This is a genomic window from Desertivirga arenae (assembly GCF_017355785.1).
Lineage (GTDB): Bacteria > Bacteroidota > Bacteroidia > Sphingobacteriales > Sphingobacteriaceae > Desertivirga > Desertivirga arenae.
On sequence record NZ_JAFEWE010000008.1, the window covers coordinates 1 to 19,487 of the forward strand.

The following is a 19,487-nucleotide window of genomic DNA, read 5'->3' on the forward strand; positions in this document are numbered from 1 at the left end:
CGTTTTCTTGTAAGACTCTAAATAAAGCCTACCGAACTTCTTACCCTTGATTTCTTTTGACATCGTAACTTAAATTTAGTGATTAATACTTGTTCGTAACGATGTTAAGTTTATACAGGACGAGTCAAGATCCGATCACTTTTCAAGAAAGGCTTCCATGCATCTGCAAGGCTAAGATAAATGAAACACTATTAATCGCTTCGAAAAGATAAGCTTTGTTTAGGTTATATGCAAACAAACCGGCTTCAATTGAATGAAGCCGGTTTGTTCTTATTGCAAAAGCTTTCTTAAAATTTCTTAGTCACCAGTACTGCACCCATGTTGGGCCGGTCAATGGTTGCACGTTCTTCTGCAGTGATAAAAACACGTGTCGGCTTGTAAGGAGTTACGGTGGTTAATTCACCGCTAAGGGCACTTGTGAAAAAGCCCGAAGAACTTCTAAGCTGTCCAATGTTTTTGGTTCTATTATTCTCTGTGTCTATCCAGACTACGTATACATTTCTGGGTGGCTGTAACTTCTCAGGACTTGCCAAATTCGAAATGCTTATAGATATAGCGTAATTTTTATTTTCATCCTTTTTGATCTTCGCATAGCCTTGTGCCGCCGGGACAATGGAGGAAGGATTAAATGTCACCTTTTTTGAACAAGCAGATAATACCAGGGAACAATACAGTATTACCGCCATTAAGGAAGTAAAAGATAGAGTTTTGTTTTTCATAAATTCAATTAAGCGAGATGTAATGTGGTTGGCTGTTATTTTTGCCAACCACTATTTCCTAACGGGAACTCGTGGCTTTGGTTTAAACAAAATCAAAACCATGGGTAGTATGAAAAAGACAACCTGGCTGGCTAGACCTAATTACGATACCTGATGTTTAAGGTGTGCTGCCTTTTTCTTATAGGCCCAATACACTACGATCGGGTAGACCAACAGATTGAATAAGGTGTTGGTGATAAGGCCCCCAATCACCACAATGGCGAGAGGTTTTGACGCTTCAGATCCAATTCCGGAAGAGAGTGCGGCGGGAAGCAATCCTATTGCGGCCATTAGTGCTGTCATAAGCACTGGCCTCATCCTGCTTGCTACACCATCCTTAATCGCATCGGTGAAGTTCCAGTCTGGCCTGTGCTTTAACTCTGCGATATTTGTTTTGAAACGTGTGATCAGGATAACGCCATTTTGAACACATATCCCGAACAATGCGATAAAGCCAATACCTGCAGAGATATTAAAGTTGACTCCTGTGATCAGCAAGGCAAGAATACCTCCGATCATAGCAAAGGGAACATTGTTGAGCACTAATAGCGAATCTTTTATATTACCAAACAATACGAAAAGGATGAAAAAGATTAACAGCAAGCTTACCGGAACTGCCTGTGAAAGGCGTTGCGTGGCGCGTTGCTGGTTTTCAAAATCTCCTGCCCATTCGAGTTTGTAATCTTTCGGCAGTTTAATCTGAGCGTTCACCTTTTCCTGGGCTTCGTTGATCACACTACCCATATCTCTCCCACGTATGGAGAACTTAATTGCGCCGTATCGCTGGTGCTTATCGCGATAGATCATACTTGGGCCTACGATCTTCTGTATAGTGGCAATTTCACCCAAAGGCACTTTGGAACCTGAGAGGGTGGGAATGCGCAGCTCCGCAATGGAAGTTTCATCTTTACGGAAATCCTCAGGATAACGGATAACCAGATCAAACTTACGCTCTCCCTCATAGATCTGCGTAGCAGCTTTTCCTCCAATGGCCATTTCAATCACTGCATTGGCATCGGCGGTACTCACACCGTATAAAGCCATTTTCTTCTGATCGAGATTGATCTGGAGTTCCGGCTGGCCGAGGTTCCTTAAGATTCCGAGGTCTTCAATTCCATCAACAGTTTTGAGGATCTTCTCAATCTTTTCTTCCTCCTGTTCGATAAAACGGAAATCCTCTCCGAACAGTTTTACTACAATGGAGCCTTTTACGCCTGAGACTGCTTCTTCAACGTTGTCTGAAATGGGTTGGGAGAAATTGAGGCTTACACCGGGGAATTTGCTTAACTTCTCCTGCATCCTTTGGATGAGTTGTTCTTTGGTTTGTTCACGTTTCCATTCTTTTTTTGAATAGATGTCTACGTGAAATTCCATGTTGTAAAAGCCTGTCGCATCCGTCCCATCATTAGGACGGCCGGTTTGAGACATCACCTGCCTTACTTCTTCAAAGCTCAGGAAGATCTTACGCATTTCGCCAGATAGCTTCCTGGTTTCTTCAAGAGAAGTGCTCAGAGGGCCAGTGGCGCGTACATAAATAGAGCCTTCATCCAGGGTGGGCAAGAATTCCGATCCCAGGAACTTGAAACTGAATAAGCCGGCTACCAATACAATCATGGAGATTCCAAAAGCCCATTTTCTGAACTTGAAGCAGACCTCGTACAAGCGAATGGTATATTTGGTGACGAAATCTAAGAACAAGTTATGCTTCTCGCGTACGTTCTTTTTGAGCAGCATGCTTGCCATGGCCGGCACCAGCGTGAATGTGAGTAGCAGGGCTCCTAACAAGGCAAAGCTTAAGGTCCAGGCCAGGGGAGAGAACATTTTTCCCTCTACTTTTTCAAACGTAAATATGGGCATGAGCCCGGTGATAATGATCAATTTAGCGAAGAATATCCCTTTGCCATTTTCGAGCGAGGCCTTCTTAATGAGCCCAAGCTTGCTGATCTTATTAAATTTATCCATCCCCACTTTATGGGCCTTTTCGTCGAGCGCCACAAAAATTCCCTCAACCATCACTACGGCGCCGTCGATAATAATTCCGAAGTCAATGGCTCCCATAGACAGTAGATTTGCCGACATGCCTTTCAATTTAAGGCAGATGAAAGCGAACAGCAGCGCTAGGGGAATTATGATCGAAACAATGAGTGTGGTGCGCCAATCGGCCATGAACAGGAAAACGATCACCGTTACAAAGATTATTCCCTCGAGCATATTACCCATTACGGTGTGGGTAGCGTAGTTTACCAGGTCTTCACGGTCGTAAAAAGGCTTGATCTTCACATCGTTGGGAAGTATGTTTTGATTGATATCTGAGATCTTTTCCTTGAGTTTGGCGATCACCTCGCTCGGATTCTGGCCCTTACGCATTACCACAATACCCTCTACAACGTCAGGATCATGATCGCGCCCCACTTGCCCCAGGCGGGGAAGGGCAGATTCTGTAACCTCTGCAACGGTTTTTACATACACCGGCGTGCCGTTGAAGTTATCTACCACCACATTTCTTATCTCGTCGATGTTGTTTAATATCCCTATGCCTCTTACTACATAGGCTTGGCCACTCTGCACAATTACATCGCCCCCTACATTGATATTACTTTTAGAGACAGCATCGTACAACTCTGTAGCACTGATACCGTACTGAATAGCTTTTGTTGGATCAACGGTGATCTGGTAAGTTTTTACTTCACCTCCAAAGCTAACAACATCTGCTATTCCGGGAACGGAAAGAAGCTCGCGTTGAATTACCCAATCCTGTAAGGTCTTCAGTTCGCGAATAGATTTTGTATCGCTGCTTAAGGTGTATCTGAAGATCTCACCTGTTGGACCATAAGGGGGCTGAATTTCTGGTTGTACTCCATCGGGCAGGTCAGCCTGCTCTATATGATTATTCACCTGTACCCGCGCGAAGGCATAGTCGGCATCGTCTTCAAAGGTGACTTTAACGATTGACAAGCCAAAGAGTGACGAAGAGCGGATACTTGTTCGCTTTTCGGTAGGATTCATGGCAATTTCAAGAGGGCGGCTAACAAATTTTTCTACCTCTTCTGCGCTTCGCCCAGGCCATTGGGTGATTATCGTAATATTTGTATTCGTTACATCCGGAAATGCTTCGATCGTGGTATGCTTGAAGCTTAGGTATCCGGCGAGTATCAGTATAAAGGTTGCGAAAAAGATGAAGTACTTGTTCTTTAAAGCAAAGCCTATTATGTTCTTAATGAACTTGTTCATCAGCTATAGATTAGAAATTTACTGGTTTTTCAAGCTTTCGTACAGAAAAACTTGCTTAGAGGCTATTATCCGGTCTCCAGCGTTGAGACCCTTACTTATATAAACGTTATCACCGCTACGGCGGCCTATTTCAATCTCCTGGATCCTTACTTTTCTAGCCTGGTTGACCACCAGGACGTAGTATTTGTTCTCATCGAAAATAACACCCCTCGATTTTACCCATGGCAGCTGGGAGTCTGCTTTTCCCCGCACCTTTACAGTAGCCATCATGCCTGGTTTTAGAAGGAAGTCGGGATTGGAAATGCTAACTCTTGCGTTAACCACTTTGCTGTCGTTATCCAACAAGTTGTCGATCTTATCTATTTTACCTTTGAAAACCCGTTGGGGATAGCTCAACAAAGAAAGATTTACCTCGTCTCCCTGGGAGATCCTGGCAATGTCTGATTCGTAGACATTGATCATGGCCCAAACATTAGACAGATCGGCTATGGCGAAAAGGCCCATATCATTATCCGGCCTAACCTGCATATTAGGAGTCACATTTTTCTCAATTACAAAACCCGATATAGGCGACGAGAGCTGATATTTTCCACTGTGGTTACCACCGTTCAACTTCATTACTGCGGAAGCGCGTTTGTATTCAGCCCTTTTGATAGCAAGGTCATTCTTCGCTTCTTCAAGTTCCCGGGCCGAAGAAAGCTCGCTTTTATATAATTCTTCAGTTTGGCGTACGGCCCTTTCTGCATTTCTAAGTTCGGCAGCTGCACTGATCATTTCTTTATCAAAGCCTGCCATTTCTCCGCTACCCATCACTGCAAGTACTTGTCCGGCTTTTACACGGTCGCCAAGCCTTACCGGTACAGCGCGCACTGTGCCACCCACCATCGGAAAAACTTTTGCCTGCCGGTCTTCATTAGCGGCTATCCTTGCTGAAAAATTTAATTCTGCTGTAGTATTTGCATCCTGAACCGTGTCAACCAGCAGCTTATTTAGCAGAGAGTCGGTAACTACAAATTTTTCTTCTACAGGGATATCTTTTTGATCCGTACATGCCTGAAGTAGCAGAAAAAGCGCTGCTGATCCAAATATGAGACGTCTTTTAAGTGTGGTATGCATGTTTATTTATTTAAAAAGGTTACTTCCTGTTACATAATTCAATTGTTCCCGCGCATTGAGACGCTCGTATTTCAGATTATTCAATTGCAATACGTTGTCTTTATAGGCCTCATAGAAGTTGAGGAATTCTATGAGACTGATATTTCTGCTGCTGAAGTGTCGGGAAACCTGTTCCATCAGCGTTTGAAAGTTTTCTCCAAAGTCTTTATCGATTTCCTGGTAGGTCTTTTCCGTCCTGCGGGCAGTTTGATAGCTGTTAAATATTTCGGTTTGTAACTGCAGCTCGGTCTGGGCGAGGGCATTGTTTCCCGCTTCAACCGCAATCCTGGCCTTTTTAATTTCGCCCTGATTACGGTTAAACAGCGGAATGGGAACAGTTATCCCGATACCGGTGTAGTGATCGGGATAACTACCCTTCAAGTCATAACTGAAGGATAATGATATATCTGGTATTGCATTCGCCTTCTCGAGGATTAAATTCTTTTCCGCATAAGCGATCTGGGTCTTTGCAAGGAGCAGGTCGGCCCGGTTCGCCCTCGCAGAATCTAATAATGCCGCATATTTCAGATCCTCAGGCTTGTAAGCATCCACTTGATCCTGGGGGAGACTTAAACTAAGTACAGCCGAAGGGGCAGCATTAATAAGCATTTTAAGCTCTGCCTGCAGGTCCTCCTGTTCATTAAGCAGGGATGTGTACTCGGATTTGAGGCCATACAAGAGGGATTTAATTCGTATGACCTCTTTTTGTGCAATATTGCCTTGCCCGAGCTGTAGCTCAGAGGCACGTAATAATTGTTCCAGTGCCTTAACTTGTACCTGGTACAAGTTAGCAGACTGCTGGTGATAGTAGGCCTTGTAAAAAGTGCTTCGCAGTTCAAATCGCAGATTTCGCATCAGATCGAAGTAGCCGTAGGAGGAGAGTTTTACTCCTTCCCGGGCCAACTCGATGTTCTTACTACGTTTTCTGGCCAGGCGTATTAACTGGGATACGGAGGTATTGTATTGGCCGGTAACATACGAGGTTTCCAGGAACTTCCTGGTTTCGTGGTTGTAGAACAAGTTCTCGTGACTTATCTCGGGATTATCGAATAGTTTGGCAGTGATCACCTCGGCTTTTGCCTGGTCTATCTCAAATTGCCCTGCAATAAGACGGTGGTTTCCTGCTATAAACAGTTGTTCAGCCTGCCGTAAGTTCAGTTTTAACGTGTCCTGGGCCCTTGCGTTCAACACTAAGGCCATGGATACGAAACTAAATAGGATCCAGTATTTTTTCATCACGCCAAAACTATTGGCGCGGAATTAAAGGCGAATTAAAGCGAAATTAAAACGGGATTAAAAGGTTTATGATGATAGCTTAGGGAGCGATATATAGAATGTGCAGCCTTTTTTTGAACGGGTATCTAACTGAATATCACCTCCGAATAGTGTAATTATCTTATAGGTCATGTATAAACCCATCCCGCTGCCTTTGTGCTTATCATTCATGGATGAGCTAAAAAATGGCTTGAATATCTTTGGGCGAATTTCTTCTGGTATCCCAATTCCCTGATCCTTTATCTCGATGTAGATCTTGTCCTGGCCAACCACCAGCGTACAGTTCACGTCCTGGTAATCTGAAAATTTAAAGGCATTTGCAATCATATTGCCAATAGCGATCATCAGCAGGGTGGCATTGGCAAGTACCAATAGTTCGTCCTGCTGATCAGGTAACTCAGGCATTTCTATAAGTAAGCGCCCATTAGGATTGCCGGTTAACTTTCTCGTTCTTTCTTCACTTAGATCCCATAGCAATTCGTCTATGCGGACCGGTTGCAATTTATAGGATCCAAACTCAAGGTCAGCTTGCGCAAGGTTTACCAGTCCGTTAATTACAGCTTCCATTTTACTTGCATCTTCCAGGACCTGAGCTAATGCTTTGCGGTAATCCTCGCTTTGTCGTTCCTTCGACAAACTAATTTCCGTTCCAATCATAATACTAGTTACAGGAGTGCGTAACTCATGGGACGCATTGGCAACGAAAGTCCGCTGAAGTACAAAGGCTTGTTCAAGATGTTCCATCAGTTGATTAAAGCTTTGAGCCAGTATGGTAATTTCGTCCCTGTTATTACCCTCCTTAACCCGAAGGTGCAGATTTCTGGAGGTGATCTGCTGGACCTCTGAAATAAACTGATTGAGTGGTGATAGTATTCTTCTGGCTATCCAGCGCCCTGACAGCAGTAAACCAATAAAGATAATTACAAAAGTAATTAGCATAATATTCCTCAGTTTTTCAACACGATAAAGAGTGCTTTTATCGATTGCCGACACGAGAATAACGAAATCGCCCTGATTGTCTTTGTAAAGGATGCCTACGGTTTGACGCTGGCCATCGTTGTATTGCAACCTACCTTCTTTTCTAACCCGGTTAATGGTTTCACTACTCCAATATTGCCCCTCGTCGCCTATAAAAGTTGCGTTGTTCCGTGAATTGTAGATCCTGATCACCTCGCTGTTAAGCTTTTCCAGGTAGCGGTTACGTATTTTATCAAGCGAGCGGCTGGATAGTTCATCCGCTTCCAGATAAAGCTTTGCGGTTACCATGGTACGGTCGGTAAGTCGTGCAAAGAAGTCGGCCTCCATAAACTTTAGAAATATGAAGTACACGGCAGTTAACATCAGGGTTAGTACCAGGGAGGTAGACAGTGTGAAGTATATTGCAAGGCGGTCTTTTATCTTCATCCTATTATTTCAAAATATACCCCATATTGATTTTAGTGTGGATGAGTTTCCGATCGAAACCTTTTTCAATTTTATTCCTCAGGAAGTTGACATAAACATCAATTACATTGGTGCCAGTATCAAAATTAATATCCCAGGCTTGTTCAGCAATGTACTGCCGTGTGAGCAGTCGTTTGGGATTACGTAAGAAGAGTTCGAGCAAGGAAAGTTCTCTTGCTGTAAGGGAAATTGCTTTTCCCGCCCGTTGTACTTCTTTGCTTTCTGTGTTAAGGCTTAAGTCCTCATAGCGGAGGATGTTCAATTCCTGGCCGGGCAATTGCTCTAAACCTGATCTCCTGAGAAGAGCCTGTATCCTCACCAGCAATTCTTTGAAGTGAAATGGTTTGACAAGGTAGTCGTCTGCCCCAGAGTCAAATCCGGTTATCTTATCGTCAAGTGTGCCAAGGGCGGTGAGCAGGAGTATTGGAAGAGAGGGTTTCTGAGCACGAACAGCAGAACAGACTTCCAGTCCGCTTTTGCCGGGCATTAATACATCGAGAATGACCAGATCAAAATCATTAGCAAGGAAAATTGCCAGGGCACTATCTCCATCCGGAACAGAAACAACTTTATACTGGTGTTCTTCTAAACCGAATTTAATGAGCTGAGCTATCTGCGGGTCGTCTTCCGCAATTCCGATAGTAAACATTCACAAAGATAATAGGAAGGGAAAACTGAAGCGGTAAAAAAAGCAGGATAATTGATTCCTGAAGAGCTAATGGATCTCACTTTAATTATTCGAAGCCGGAAACTCGTGTTTTATTGCTTATTCTGTATGCCCCCGATGAATAGATAGGAGTTTGTTTAAAAGGGCTGGAATGCCTTGTAAATAAAAAATCCGTAGAGTACTAGCTAGCTCTACGGAAGTATGTGTTTGAACAATCTCGGTTAAAAAAGGAGTCCTTAATTTGGCCGTCCGGTATGATGATTGAAGTTTTTGTATGCAGGACCTTTTAATTTCTGCTGCTCGTTATTTCCAGTGGTCACTAAAGTTTGTTCCCCTTTGGAAACATCTCTTCCTGCCTGACGATTCTTGTATTCAGGTCCTTGAACTGTTTCTACAGTGGTTGCTGAAGTTACTTTTGTTGGCGCAACTTTATGCATCCAGTGCTTATAGTTTTTATATTCAGGACCTTTAAGATCACTTTGTTTTACTTCGCTTTTTTGTTGTGCCATTGCACCAAATGAAACGACAAACAACCCTAAAATTACTATCGCTTTTTTCATGAAGTTTCTTATTTGTTTCTTCAAATTTACTGTCGATAGGGGGCCTTCAGTATTATGTGAATGTACGCTATTTTTATCCGTATTAATACGGATAGGGTTTGACCTGCTTTGTCAGATCAAGTTGAGTTCAGTGGCTTTTTTGATAAGCTCGGCTGTGTTTTTTACCTCCAATTTTTTAAGGATATTAGTGCGATGGGTTTCAATAGTTCTTGAACTCACAAATAATTTAGCAGCAATTTCTTTTGTAGTTAATCCCTGTGAAATTAGTCCCAGAACCTCCGACTCTTTCTTCGATAGTACATTCTCGCTGACGCTTTGGGCTGACATGAAGTTTATCATTTTCTCAGAAATTTCAGAGCTAAAATACTTCTTCCCTTTGTGAACAGTTCTGATCGCAAAGATGAGTTCAGATTCGTCTGTGTTCTTTAAAAGGTAACCATAAGCCCCCATTCTGGCACATTTGGCGATATAGTTACCCGCACTATGCATAGAGATTATGATAGGCTTTATTTCAGCGTCCAGGTTTTTTAGTTTCTTTAAAACCTCGAAGCCGTCCATCTTAGGCATCGTAAGATCAAGCAAAACGATATCCGCCTCAAACCCCTGATTTATTACGTCCAGAAACTCAAACCCATCCCCAACACTTTTAACAATTTTAATGTCTTCATGCTTTTTTAGTAACTCTACCAGTCCGTTTCTGAAAAGCTCATGGTCGTCGGCGACTATCAATTTAATTTCATTCATAATTCAACACGTACTTCAATTTCGAAAGTTGTATTTCCTGGCAAAGCATCTATCGTAATTTTACCATTGCAGATATCAACGCGTTCTTTAATGTTAGTAATTCCCGAGCCGAGTTTGACAGTGCTAATATCAAAACCCGAACCATCATCAAAATAGAAAAGTGAAATAAATTCATCAAATTCTGAAAGTGTAATTCTGATGTTTTTCGCTTTAGAATGTTTTATTGAGTTGTTTAGCAGCTCCTGTGTTATTCTAAACAGGTTGATCGCCTGATGATCAGTAATATTTGAATTTTCTTGCTTGGTAAGATCTTCAAATTCAATGTCTATACTGGTTGATCTGCTTAGGTTTTCAATGTAATTTGTTAGTGTGACGCCAATTCCAAAATCATCTATGGAAGCCGGCATTAATGCGTTCGACATCGATCTGATCTCAGAGATGGTTTCATCCACTATTTTTTTCATTTCAGTTTTCTTCAACTGATTTTCGACGTTATTTTCAATATAGTACTTCAACGAAGTTAAATAAGGACCTAAACCATCGTGAAGTTCTCTGGAGAGCCGGCGCCTTTCATTTTCCAAACCGTTCACCAACAGTCGTTTCGCCAGTGTTCTGGTATTGTCTTCCTGGTTTTTAAAATCGATAAGCTTATTTCTCATCGTTAGAAGACTTTTCCCCAGGACATCATTATCACTATTAGGTTTATAATCCGTATTAAGATCCATATTTCCGATTGCCTCAGAAAATTTTACCGCACCCTTTAAGGAAGCTTTCAGGCTCGAGAGCGCATCGAACATCTCTTTTATTTCATTTGAACGTCTTTTATATTCAATGGTCTGGTCATAGTCGCCTTTAGCCATTATTCTCAGGCTGTTTCGCATATTCTTTATTGGATCAACAATAATGCGCGTCAGGAAAAGTGATAGGGTAACAGCAACTAAGAAAATAGCGAAAGTCAGCATGGTAAGCCTCATCTTCAATTTTTCTAAAGGCTTCGTAACCTCCCTTACATCAATTTCAGAGAGAATGACCAAATTAAGGTTTGAAATTTTTATGAGGCTGTACACACTATAAACCGGTATACCTCTGTAATCCTCAAAGATGCCTCTTCCATTTACTCCCTTCAATGCGCTTATAACACCCTCGGTTTTTACAAAAATGTCATAGGGTTTTTTATCTGGGAAGAAGCGGGATTCTGAACGCATTCGCAGGTCTTTGCCGACAAGATAAGTTTCTCCACTCTCGCCCATACCTGTCCGCTCGAGAAGAATATTTTGGATATCCCGGTAGTCTATCACTTCAATTTTCCTGCCTTTTTTTGTATTCAGAATAAAACCTATTGTTGCTTTCTTTTCCTTATGATAGGGAGTAAGATCATGGATTCCATCGATGGCTTTGATACTATCTGGAAGCGCAAAAGTGGTACGGTCTATGTTTTCACGGTATATAGTGGATGAGGCAAAGCTTCTCCATTTTGTATTTATAAGGTTTTCTATCTGGATATTTTCGAGCGTTTCAATCGAATTCAATTGCATTAAAATACGATCATTCAAAACGTTTGAAAACTGTTCGTAAAACAAGAAAGACAATAAACCGATCACAAGAACGATCAAAGTGTTGATTATAAGTAGTATTAGCGTTTTGATGTTCATTAGTATCTTATCTGTTTATCGTGTCTTATAAAACCTATTACAGTTCAGGTATTCATTTATGAATTCGGTGAATGCAGGGTACTTGTTCACGAGCTTTAAAAATTACATCATTTAGCCCTAAGAGCAGCATATGTTCAGGCAAATGTAGCAATTGGACTATAAATCTACCGCGCGTATCTACTATTGCGTTAATCCTTATGAGGTCTGCTTCGAAAGATCCCGAAGGAAATTGGAACATGTCGTTTTTTCTGGTAATTTGCATCTGTCTTAATACCTGGCAAGCGACCTGAACAATAACACTATTGATTCCTTTTTAGGTTTTACGCTAATGTGTTAGTCAACTATTTTAGGATTAAACAATCTCTTGGCAGAGCATTACGAAAATATAGAAAGAACTTAGGTTATGACCATAAGAGAAGCTAAAATTGAAGATATTAAACAAATTCAAATAGTAAGAAGCTCTGTGATATAAAACGCCTTGTCGAATCCTGAATTAGTAACAAATCGAGATTGCCACGAGTTTACCCAGAAAAAAGAAAAGGTTTGGTTAGGAACGGCCTTTAATACAAGAACAGAAAGATTCTATAGCAAAGCAGGTTGGAAAGAAGTTGCTACTCATGGTAAAAATGAGATCAAGTTTGAAATGACTTACAATGACTGGATGGAAATTACCATGGGCTAACGTGATGGTTGGATATCCCAGGCTGAGTTCAATTCCCAAATGCTATTGTTATCGTAAGTAATGTGTAATTATGGCAATGAACCTACTAATCTTTGGATTTATCGCGTTATTCGTGATCTTTTATTTTTTTGCCTACAGGAAGGACTATAAAAGAGATCCGAAAGGATTTAAAGATGCAACTTCTTATATTAGGGTGCTCATCATACTATTATTGATAAAGGTAGCTTCAAATGTGTTTGAAAATATTCAGCACTCAAAGGACGATTACGGATTTAAATTTAATCAAAAGCGGGAAGAATTAGGTCTTGTGTCAGTTCCAGAGACTTGGATAGATAAATATGATTCCTCATCCTTCTGGAAGCGTTATTTCTATGGACATCAGGAGGACTATACAAGCTTATACTTCGAGAGTGACCCAATGAAGCGGAGCCTTCATTCTTTTAAGCTTTTACAAGTTGAAGACGATCAAATACGGGAAGAAAGAGATTTATTTAAAAAAGGTAAGACATCTGTCTTTCTCATATATGATTTTAACACGGCTAAATTAGAATTTGAATTAATGGTGGGCAACTTGACGACTAGTCACGCGAGGAGCGAGGCTATTGACACTTTAAGAAAATGGGGGATTACAGCACCCAAGGGGCTCTAATTCAGAAACAATGCGAGAAATAGGGGATTTCAAAAAGTTCGGACTTCGATTGCTTTTTGCTAACTCTTCATTTTAAATATAAGCTAGAAAAACGGGGCACCCGTACCATGTTGACTCTGAGAAAACTACATTAATAAAAAAGAAAATAACACTCCCTAACCTGAATGCTTCACGGAATGATACAATACACCTACTTATCCTCCATTACTTATATCAATAGCTTAAAGTTTGATTATGTGAATGTCTATTCATTTCAGCGTGGAACGAAGTTTCTGGAAAGGAGCTATTTAATTCGTAAAGAATATGAGAAGTTGAAAAATAGAAAAGTTCGGCATAATAACCTTACAACAGTTGAAGAAGGTAGATTTTTAGAGCTGGACGAGCTTTTTGGCTATACTCAATATTTGGTCAACGAGAAAGGTCATTTCCATCCCTCTAGTATAAAGACTCATACGTTTGCAGCATCCACACCTGAAATAAATAGACTTAAAAACATAATGAGGACGGAAATTAAAGACATTCCCGCCTGGATGTGTGCACCAGTATATCGTGACGCCTTAGCTTTTTACAGCGAGTCAGGCGAGATTGTATCTACTTTAAATATCTGTTTGAGTTGCCAATACATGGAAACAAATAGGTTTAACCATATAAACGGGGACGCCAAAACATACAACTTGTTGAGGCAGTTTTTTATCGACCTTGGACATGCAGTTGAACCAGGATAAATTTCAGGAAGTAATCAAATGGCTCGTTTACCTTTTAGTCGATCAAACCTGAAATGACAGGAGAAAACTTTGGGTGAGAAGGAAATTGCTTTCCTGAAAAATTAGTACCCTTGTAGAATCATTTACTGCCTTAACCCGCTATGTTCAACTTACAAGATGTAATCGGAAAAGTTCTTATCATCTTTACCCTATCATCACTGATTTTAAGCACTTCACAATCTTTTTCACAGGCTGTAAAATTTCAGAGGGTAGTTGTCGATAAAGAATCGAAAAAGCCGGTTCCATTCGTATCCGTTGGGGTAAAAAACAAAGCTATTGGCACAGTAGCAGACTCGCTGGGTGAATTTGAACTTCTGCAGAACTATCCTGAGGTATCAGACCTTGATTCTGTTTCTTTCTCGAGTATCGGCTACGAGACTTTTAAAACTACCTGGGGGTTGTTAAAGCACAATACCGCCAATGTTTTTTTGACTCCCATATCTAATCAATTGGCAGCAGTCAAAATTTCTGCACCCAAAGCTCCGGTTAAGACGTTCGGCAGAGGTCCCGCAACTATAATTCTTACTCCAAGGGGTTATAAAAGTATTCCAAAAACAAGTGATGAAAAAGGAAGAGAACAGGCCTCTATAATTAGAATAGATAATGATATACTACTGCACACACTGAAGGTTCAGGTAATGAACCGGGAAGAGAAAAACATTAGTTTCAGGATGAACATCTATTCTGTAGAAAATGGAATTCCTAATAAATCTCTCCTTACAGAAAATGTCATTTTTAAGGTTAATGGTCCTCGACGTGGTGGTGTTCCTAATGTTCAGTCTGTGGATCTTCGACCTTACAGAATTCGTATAAAAGGATTTAAAGAGATAGCACTTGGAATAGAAATAATAGATCGTGAACTTGAGACGGGTGACACTAGTAATACTGCATTTTATGTCCCGTCATATCCATCTCCGTTACGGTCCAGCTTCTATAGGTTAAAAAGCTCATCGGCCTGGGAAAAGGTAAGTAATTCTTATTTGATTGCGAGTATCGAAGCTGCAGTGTTGAAAAAGGGAGATATAAAAGAAGAATCAGACGACAACGATGCGGCTCTTAAATCATTAAGCAAAATACTGGGTAAAAAAATGTTGTATGGTTATAACAGCACGGTAGGCCGTCGAATCAAGCTGAAAGATGCCGATCTTTATTATGAAATATATGGGAAAGGGGAGCCTCTTCTGTTGCTGCACGGAAACAACGAAGGAATAAGTTCTTTTAATGAACAGATTGGACCACTTTCAAAAAGCTTTCGGGTAATTGCCGTAGATACACGCGGACACGGTAACAGCACAAATAGTTTCGATGGAAAATACACCTATGAACTCTTTGCAGCTGACATGAAACAGCTGCTTGATTCTTTGCATTTAACAAAAGTAAACGTTTTGGGGTGGAGTGACGGGGGAAACACCGGGTTGGAAATGGCAATCCATTATCCAAAGGCTGTCGGTAAACTAGCAATAATGGGAAGCAATGCTTTTTCCGGAGATAAAGCTATTGAAGCGGAGGTTCTTAAGACTTTCGAGGAGCGGATGGGCCTAAATGGTAAGAAAACAGATCGAGAATCAATACACCAAAAACGATTAGCCGAGCTGGTTTTAACAGAACCAAATATAACGTCAAAACAACTTGCGACCATTCGGGTACCAGTACTTATTTTAGCAGGTGAGAATGATGTTATAAAAAGAGATCACACGCTATTTCTTCATGAAAAAATAAAGGACTCCAGGATGGAAATAATCAAGGGAGCTGATCATTATGCACCTCAAAAACAGCCTAAGGATTTTAATAATCTTGTGATGGACTTTTTCTTAGGAAAATAGCTTTAGAAGCCACACCGGCAGGGCGTTCTGTTAAAGTTCTTTTAAAGGTTTATGAAGTTAAATGAATTAAACTAGAATAGTCGAGAGAAGGTGTACTTGCCGAACAGTAGCCGTGAAAGCAGATTTGTTAGCTTTAAAAATATAAACACAGGATGTTATTGCGTAACTAAATGAAAAATGTAACAACCATTCATTCCGATTATTTAAATATTTATGTAACTGCTGGAGTAAGGTCTAAGTTGGCAGGAAGAATTCTTTTGGGAATTACAGTATTCATAGGATTCGTCCTCTTCTGCTATTTGGTCATTTATTTAGACTTTAGGGAAATGGGAAAGGCATCCATTCCTATCATTCTTGTTCCAGGCGCTTTCCTGTTCTTTTTATCCAAGTATCTTTTATGGAATTTTTACGGTCAGGAATATCTTGTTCTCAATTCAAAAACGATAACGTATTACTACGACTACGGATTTTTTAGAACTAACCCTACAACAATTCACTACAACAGACTTGGACTACGGTACAGTATTACCGATACATTTGAAGACGAGAGTTTTGGACGACTGAGTTTTATAAACTATAACACAGAAACTAATTTACCAGAGGGAATTTATGAGACAGCTGTGGAGATTAGTGAAAATCATGCAGCTGAAATTGAAAGGCTTTTAGAAAAAATTATGTTTGATGAATTCAATGAAGAGCGAGGCTTTACCTTTTTAGAAAATTAGCTCTTGCTACCCTATTGACTTATTTCTGGAAGAAGATTAAAAATGGAATATAGTACCCGCTTTCATCGACCAAATACACTTCTGGAATGTTTATGTTATTTAAAGAATAAGTAATGTTAAAAAGTTTAAATCCTCTTTTTTTTAGGTACTTAGTAGGTACTAATATCTTAGCTATAGTTGTCATTTTAATACCATTCCTTATATTGAATACGAGTTTAAGTAATGAGCTTTTTTATAAATCATGGTTGTATTTCTCTTTTACAATCGAAATGTTTGTATGGCTTGCAATTTCTTTTGGAATAAGGAGAATGAAACAGAGAAAATGGGTAGAAGCTGGCTTTTGGGTATTTCTATTGTGGCAAATAGTTTCTTTCTTCGGTCCTTGGGGTCTGAATTTAAATCAAAACCTCCGGTTATTTCTATTTATGACATCAGGAATTGGATTAGCTGTGTCAAGTTGGTTAGTTGCTGCATGTTTTAACATAAGAATCAAAGGCCTTTCTGGATATTTTAAAATTCTCGGCTTTGTCATGGTCCTTTCGGCTCTGATACGGATGGCTTTACCCATATTAGCTGTTTCACTGCAATTGGAAGGGATAATAGAGTATAACGGCGTAACTCATGTCTTGCCTCTGTTTGCTCTTCTGCCAATAACATTTAACCTCCAGAAATTATTTAGACAAGAAAATTCAGGAATATACTAAACTAATGACTGCGAGTTTAGCAATTAAACTAAGGGATCCCGGTCATTATCCTTCAAAGAACAATGCTCTAACAGGTTTATGGTGCACAATTAACCTGATTAAAAATGGCGAAAAAGGTTTTTGCCTAACTTCTATGGATTTATGAGATAAAAATCGTTGCCATCTAATTCTCGCCAGTAGAAGTAGATGCTGGAATAGACCAACCTACCTTCTAAGTTTTCAAATGATTACTGGCAGATGAAGGATTTAAGGATCGATAAAAAGTGTTCTCAAGAGCATTGGGGTTATTGTGATTACTAAACTAAAAATTTCTAAATAAATAATATTAGTCGGTAAGGGTCCAGATTTCCATGCTTCTTTTAGAAATAAAGGCTATCAGGTCATATATTAATAAGCTAAGCCTTCTTTCTCATTTAAATACCAACAGATAAACAGCTGGCACTGCAAGACCAATGACAAAAAATATGAGTAGAGGGATTGTTTTGGCGGTGGTTCTGGCAATCAAAACACCATTTATTATGGCCAGAGCAAATAGGATGATGATCCCAAACAAAGAGAAAACGAAGTTTAATCCCGTAACTAAGCCATGATAAAAGGAAACAATCCAAAGTGCGAAGATTGCGCTGGTAATGAAGATTTTAATATTCTTGTTCAGGATCATCTTTGAAAGAGCGTTTTGGGCGTCTAAATTATTCTTGGTAGCTTACTACTTAAGCTAGCTAACACGCCAAAAATACAAAAGATTTCAGAAGGACACTGGTCAGAGCTATTGAGGGACTTTTTGAATAAGCCGGTGATATGCCCGGACTGCTGCTTCCTAGTATTATGCAAGTTCTGTTGTCCTCATTTACGTCGCGTAAGTACCATACTTTTGGGCAAGTTCCTTTTAATTTTGTGCTTTCCTTTAACTTACGGAGAAGAAACCGGATCCACGAAATCCGGTCGAAGAACCAGGGCCGTTCTACTGCAAGGACGGCTTTTTTAAATCCCCACAAGTCACTCTGCTTCTTCTTCCGCTAAATAAGCGACACCCAGAACCTTAACCAGCTCGTCTAAGCTATTTCTGGATAAAGTCTTAAACAAAATTTCAATAATAATGAAGCGAATGATCAACACAAAAGCCAGAAGCGAGAAAGCACTGCTCCAGTTTCCTTTAAAGAGACAAAAAACAACAATGCTAAAAGGAAGAAGGCACCATTTAGAGATCAAGGTTCTAAAAGCCTTATGGATGGCAATCGAAACAGTTCCCGAACCAGTGCTAGCATCAATATTGCCTTGTAAAACGCAGAAGGCTCCTTTGCCTACTACAGAAGAAATTATCTTAAAATCAGATTCTCCAACCCTGCCGATAAACCTCTTTTCGGTAAGCTCTGTACTGAGATGATCCTTTTTTAGCGTGTTTTCTTTTAACCGCATTAAAGAGGTTCCAGAATCCTTCTCTAATTTTATTGAGTAGATTTTTGAGGGGAAAAATTCAATCATTACTGCTGTTCAGATTTGTGTCTTTTACGCCTGGCAAGTACGAATGTTCCGGAAGAGTATTTTTTTATTTACGGGATTTTATCAACCTTATTCAATTTCAATAAGGTGTACGGAAGACTGGTGGAAAGCTTATATTAGCGGTTGCTTAGACCAGCATAATCCCAAAACCTCGCATGAAAGCTTTTTCTGTTATAATAACTATTCTAACTCTTTCTTTAAGCCTTTACTATTTCTATCCCGAGGGAAAACTTGAAAGAGATGTGGTAATTCATAAAATCATTGTCTTAAAGGCAGAAAGAAAACTTCTGGCCTATTCTGATGGGAAATTGGTACAGACCTATAGGGTATCTTTAGGTAAAAATCCTATTGGTGATAAGCAATACGAGGGCGACAATAGAACACCTGAAGGCATTTATAAAATAAATGATAAGAACGCAAATAGTGGCTGGCACACAAATCTTGGTATTTCTTACCCGGATGCAGCTGATAGTAAACAAGCGAGGCTCTTGGGCAGGTCCCCAGGTGGCGATATTAAGATCCATGGTTTAAAGAATGGGAGAGGCTTTATCGGAAAGTTCCACCGTTGGAAGGACTGGACTCAAGGGTGCATTGCTTTAACTGATAAAGAAGTGGACGAGTTGTTTGGCCATGTTCCGGTGGGTACTACCATTGAGATTAAGCCATAAGAGAGAAGGAGAAGGATGAAGATTGGTTCAGCTTTATATTGCGGAAAGGAAAGATGGTTCCTCCTAACGTTAACATGCTTACTTGGATGTGGAACTACTTTTAAAGTTCCAACAAGGTCTCCGCATGGAGCTGCATCCTTTGATGTATTAGTTCTTGCAACATCAATTCAAAGCTGCCTGAAGGAAACGAAGGGCGGGGAATTTAGCTTAAAGGAAGTAATCCAGAAAGACTCCTCAGGAATAATTGCAAATAGGTTTGAGCAGATTCATTTAAAATCTCGTGCAGGATATATCTCAGCGTATTTTAAGCGAAGGACGCCGAGCAACGGAAAGATAGGCATAAACGAAAACGAAAGATATAGATTGATGGGGATAAGATGGGATATTACAAAAATACTTGCTCCTTTCGATGGGGAAATTCGTTTCGACTATGGCGAGCGATTTTACCGTATTAGAAAGGTACTTATTAATAAGAAAGATTAATAAG

At 40.2% G+C, this 19,487-nt stretch carries 19 protein-coding genes; 9 read left to right on the forward strand and 10 right to left on the reverse strand.

Annotated elements, in window-relative coordinates:
- Nucleotides 1-287 precede the first annotated feature (287 nt).
- From J4N24_RS15815 to J4N24_RS15855, 9 genes are all read right to left on the reverse strand, one after another.
- Nucleotides 288-719, reverse strand: a complete 432-nt coding sequence (locus J4N24_RS15815; RefSeq protein ID WP_242691667.1) for a hypothetical protein — start codon at nt 717-719, stop codon at nt 288-290.
- A 141-nt stretch (nt 720-860) separates the two neighbouring features.
- A complete protein-coding gene (locus tag J4N24_RS15820) occupies nt 861-3,989 on the reverse strand; it encodes an efflux RND transporter permease subunit (protein ID WP_207534683.1) in 3,129 nt (1,042 codons plus the stop codon).
- A gap of 18 nt (nt 3,990-4,007) precedes the next feature.
- Complete coding sequence (locus tag J4N24_RS15825) at nt 4,008-5,105, reverse strand: efflux RND transporter periplasmic adaptor subunit (protein ID WP_207534684.1); 1,098 nt, start codon at nt 5,103-5,105, stop codon at nt 4,008-4,010.
- Between the two features lie 6 nt (nt 5,106-5,111).
- Complete coding sequence (locus tag J4N24_RS15830; RefSeq protein WP_242691669.1) at nt 5,112-6,380, reverse strand: TolC family protein; 1,269 nt, start codon at nt 6,378-6,380, stop codon at nt 5,112-5,114.
- Between the two features lie 66 nt (nt 6,381-6,446).
- Nucleotides 6,447-7,823, reverse strand: coding sequence for a HAMP domain-containing sensor histidine kinase (locus J4N24_RS15835; RefSeq protein WP_207534685.1), 1,377 nt, complete (start codon nt 7,821-7,823; stop codon nt 6,447-6,449).
- A gap of 4 nt (nt 7,824-7,827) precedes the next feature.
- Nucleotides 7,828-8,511: a response regulator transcription factor gene (locus tag J4N24_RS15840; RefSeq protein ID WP_207534686.1), complete on the reverse strand. Its 684-nt coding sequence runs from the start codon at nt 8,509-8,511 to the stop codon at nt 7,828-7,830.
- 254 nt (nt 8,512-8,765) lie between these two features.
- Complete coding sequence (locus tag J4N24_RS15845; RefSeq protein ID WP_207534687.1) at nt 8,766-9,089, reverse strand: hypothetical protein; 324 nt, start codon at nt 9,087-9,089, stop codon at nt 8,766-8,768.
- A 111-nt stretch (nt 9,090-9,200) separates the two neighbouring features.
- Complete coding sequence (locus J4N24_RS15850) at nt 9,201-9,833, reverse strand: response regulator (RefSeq protein WP_207534688.1); 633 nt, start codon at nt 9,831-9,833, stop codon at nt 9,201-9,203.
- Entirely contained in the window at nt 9,830-11,485 is a 1,656-nt protein-coding gene (locus J4N24_RS15855; protein ID WP_207534689.1) for a sensor histidine kinase, read from the reverse strand. Before J4N24_RS15855 ends, J4N24_RS15850 begins: the two co-directional genes overlap by 4 nt.
- 478 nt (nt 11,486-11,963) lie before the next feature.
- Here J4N24_RS15855 and J4N24_RS15860 point away from each other — a divergent pair, with 478 nt between their 5' ends.
- The 7 genes from J4N24_RS15860 (at nt 11,964) to J4N24_RS25740 (ending at nt 17,422) form a co-directional block, all read left to right on the forward strand.
- Entirely contained in the window at nt 11,964-12,167 is a 204-nt protein-coding gene (locus tag J4N24_RS15860) for a hypothetical protein (RefSeq protein ID WP_242691671.1), read from the forward strand.
- Between the two features lie 76 nt (nt 12,168-12,243).
- A complete protein-coding gene (locus J4N24_RS15865) occupies nt 12,244-12,816 on the forward strand; it encodes a hypothetical protein (RefSeq protein WP_207534690.1) in 573 nt (190 codons plus the stop codon).
- 176 nt (nt 12,817-12,992) lie between these two features.
- Nucleotides 12,993-13,541, forward strand: a complete 549-nt coding sequence (locus J4N24_RS15870) for a hypothetical protein (protein WP_207534691.1) — start codon at nt 12,993-12,995, stop codon at nt 13,539-13,541.
- 140 nt (nt 13,542-13,681) lie between these two features.
- Entirely contained in the window at nt 13,682-15,403 is a 1,722-nt protein-coding gene (locus J4N24_RS15875; RefSeq protein WP_207534692.1) for an alpha/beta fold hydrolase, read from the forward strand.
- Nucleotides 15,404-15,573: 170 nt separating this feature from the next.
- Nucleotides 15,574-16,128, forward strand: a complete 555-nt coding sequence (locus J4N24_RS15880; RefSeq protein ID WP_207534693.1) for a hypothetical protein — start codon at nt 15,574-15,576, stop codon at nt 16,126-16,128.
- Between the two features lie 113 nt (nt 16,129-16,241).
- Complete coding sequence (locus J4N24_RS15885; RefSeq protein ID WP_207534694.1) at nt 16,242-16,832, forward strand: hypothetical protein; 591 nt, start codon at nt 16,242-16,244, stop codon at nt 16,830-16,832.
- Nucleotides 16,833-17,296: 464 nt separating this feature from the next.
- Nucleotides 17,297-17,422, forward strand: a complete 126-nt coding sequence (locus J4N24_RS25740) for a hypothetical protein (protein ID WP_256439380.1) — start codon at nt 17,297-17,299, stop codon at nt 17,420-17,422.
- A gap of 406 nt (nt 17,423-17,828) precedes the next feature.
- Here the strand turns inward: J4N24_RS25740 and J4N24_RS15890 are convergent, their stop codons facing one another.
- The gene (locus tag J4N24_RS15890; RefSeq protein ID WP_207534695.1) at nt 17,829-18,314 is read right to left on the reverse strand and encodes a hypothetical protein; all 486 of its coding nucleotides are present in this window, start codon (nt 18,312-18,314) and stop codon (nt 17,829-17,831) included.
- A gap of 173 nt (nt 18,315-18,487) precedes the next feature.
- On the opposite strand from J4N24_RS15890, the gene J4N24_RS15895 reads away from it, so the two are divergent.
- Nucleotides 18,488-19,000, forward strand: coding sequence for a L,D-transpeptidase family protein (locus J4N24_RS15895; RefSeq protein ID WP_207534696.1), 513 nt, complete (start codon nt 18,488-18,490; stop codon nt 18,998-19,000).
- Nucleotides 19,001-19,015: 15 nt separating this feature from the next.
- A complete protein-coding gene (locus J4N24_RS15900; RefSeq protein ID WP_207534697.1) occupies nt 19,016-19,483 on the forward strand; it encodes a hypothetical protein in 468 nt (155 codons plus the stop codon).
- Nucleotides 19,484-19,487: the final 4 nt, after the last annotated feature.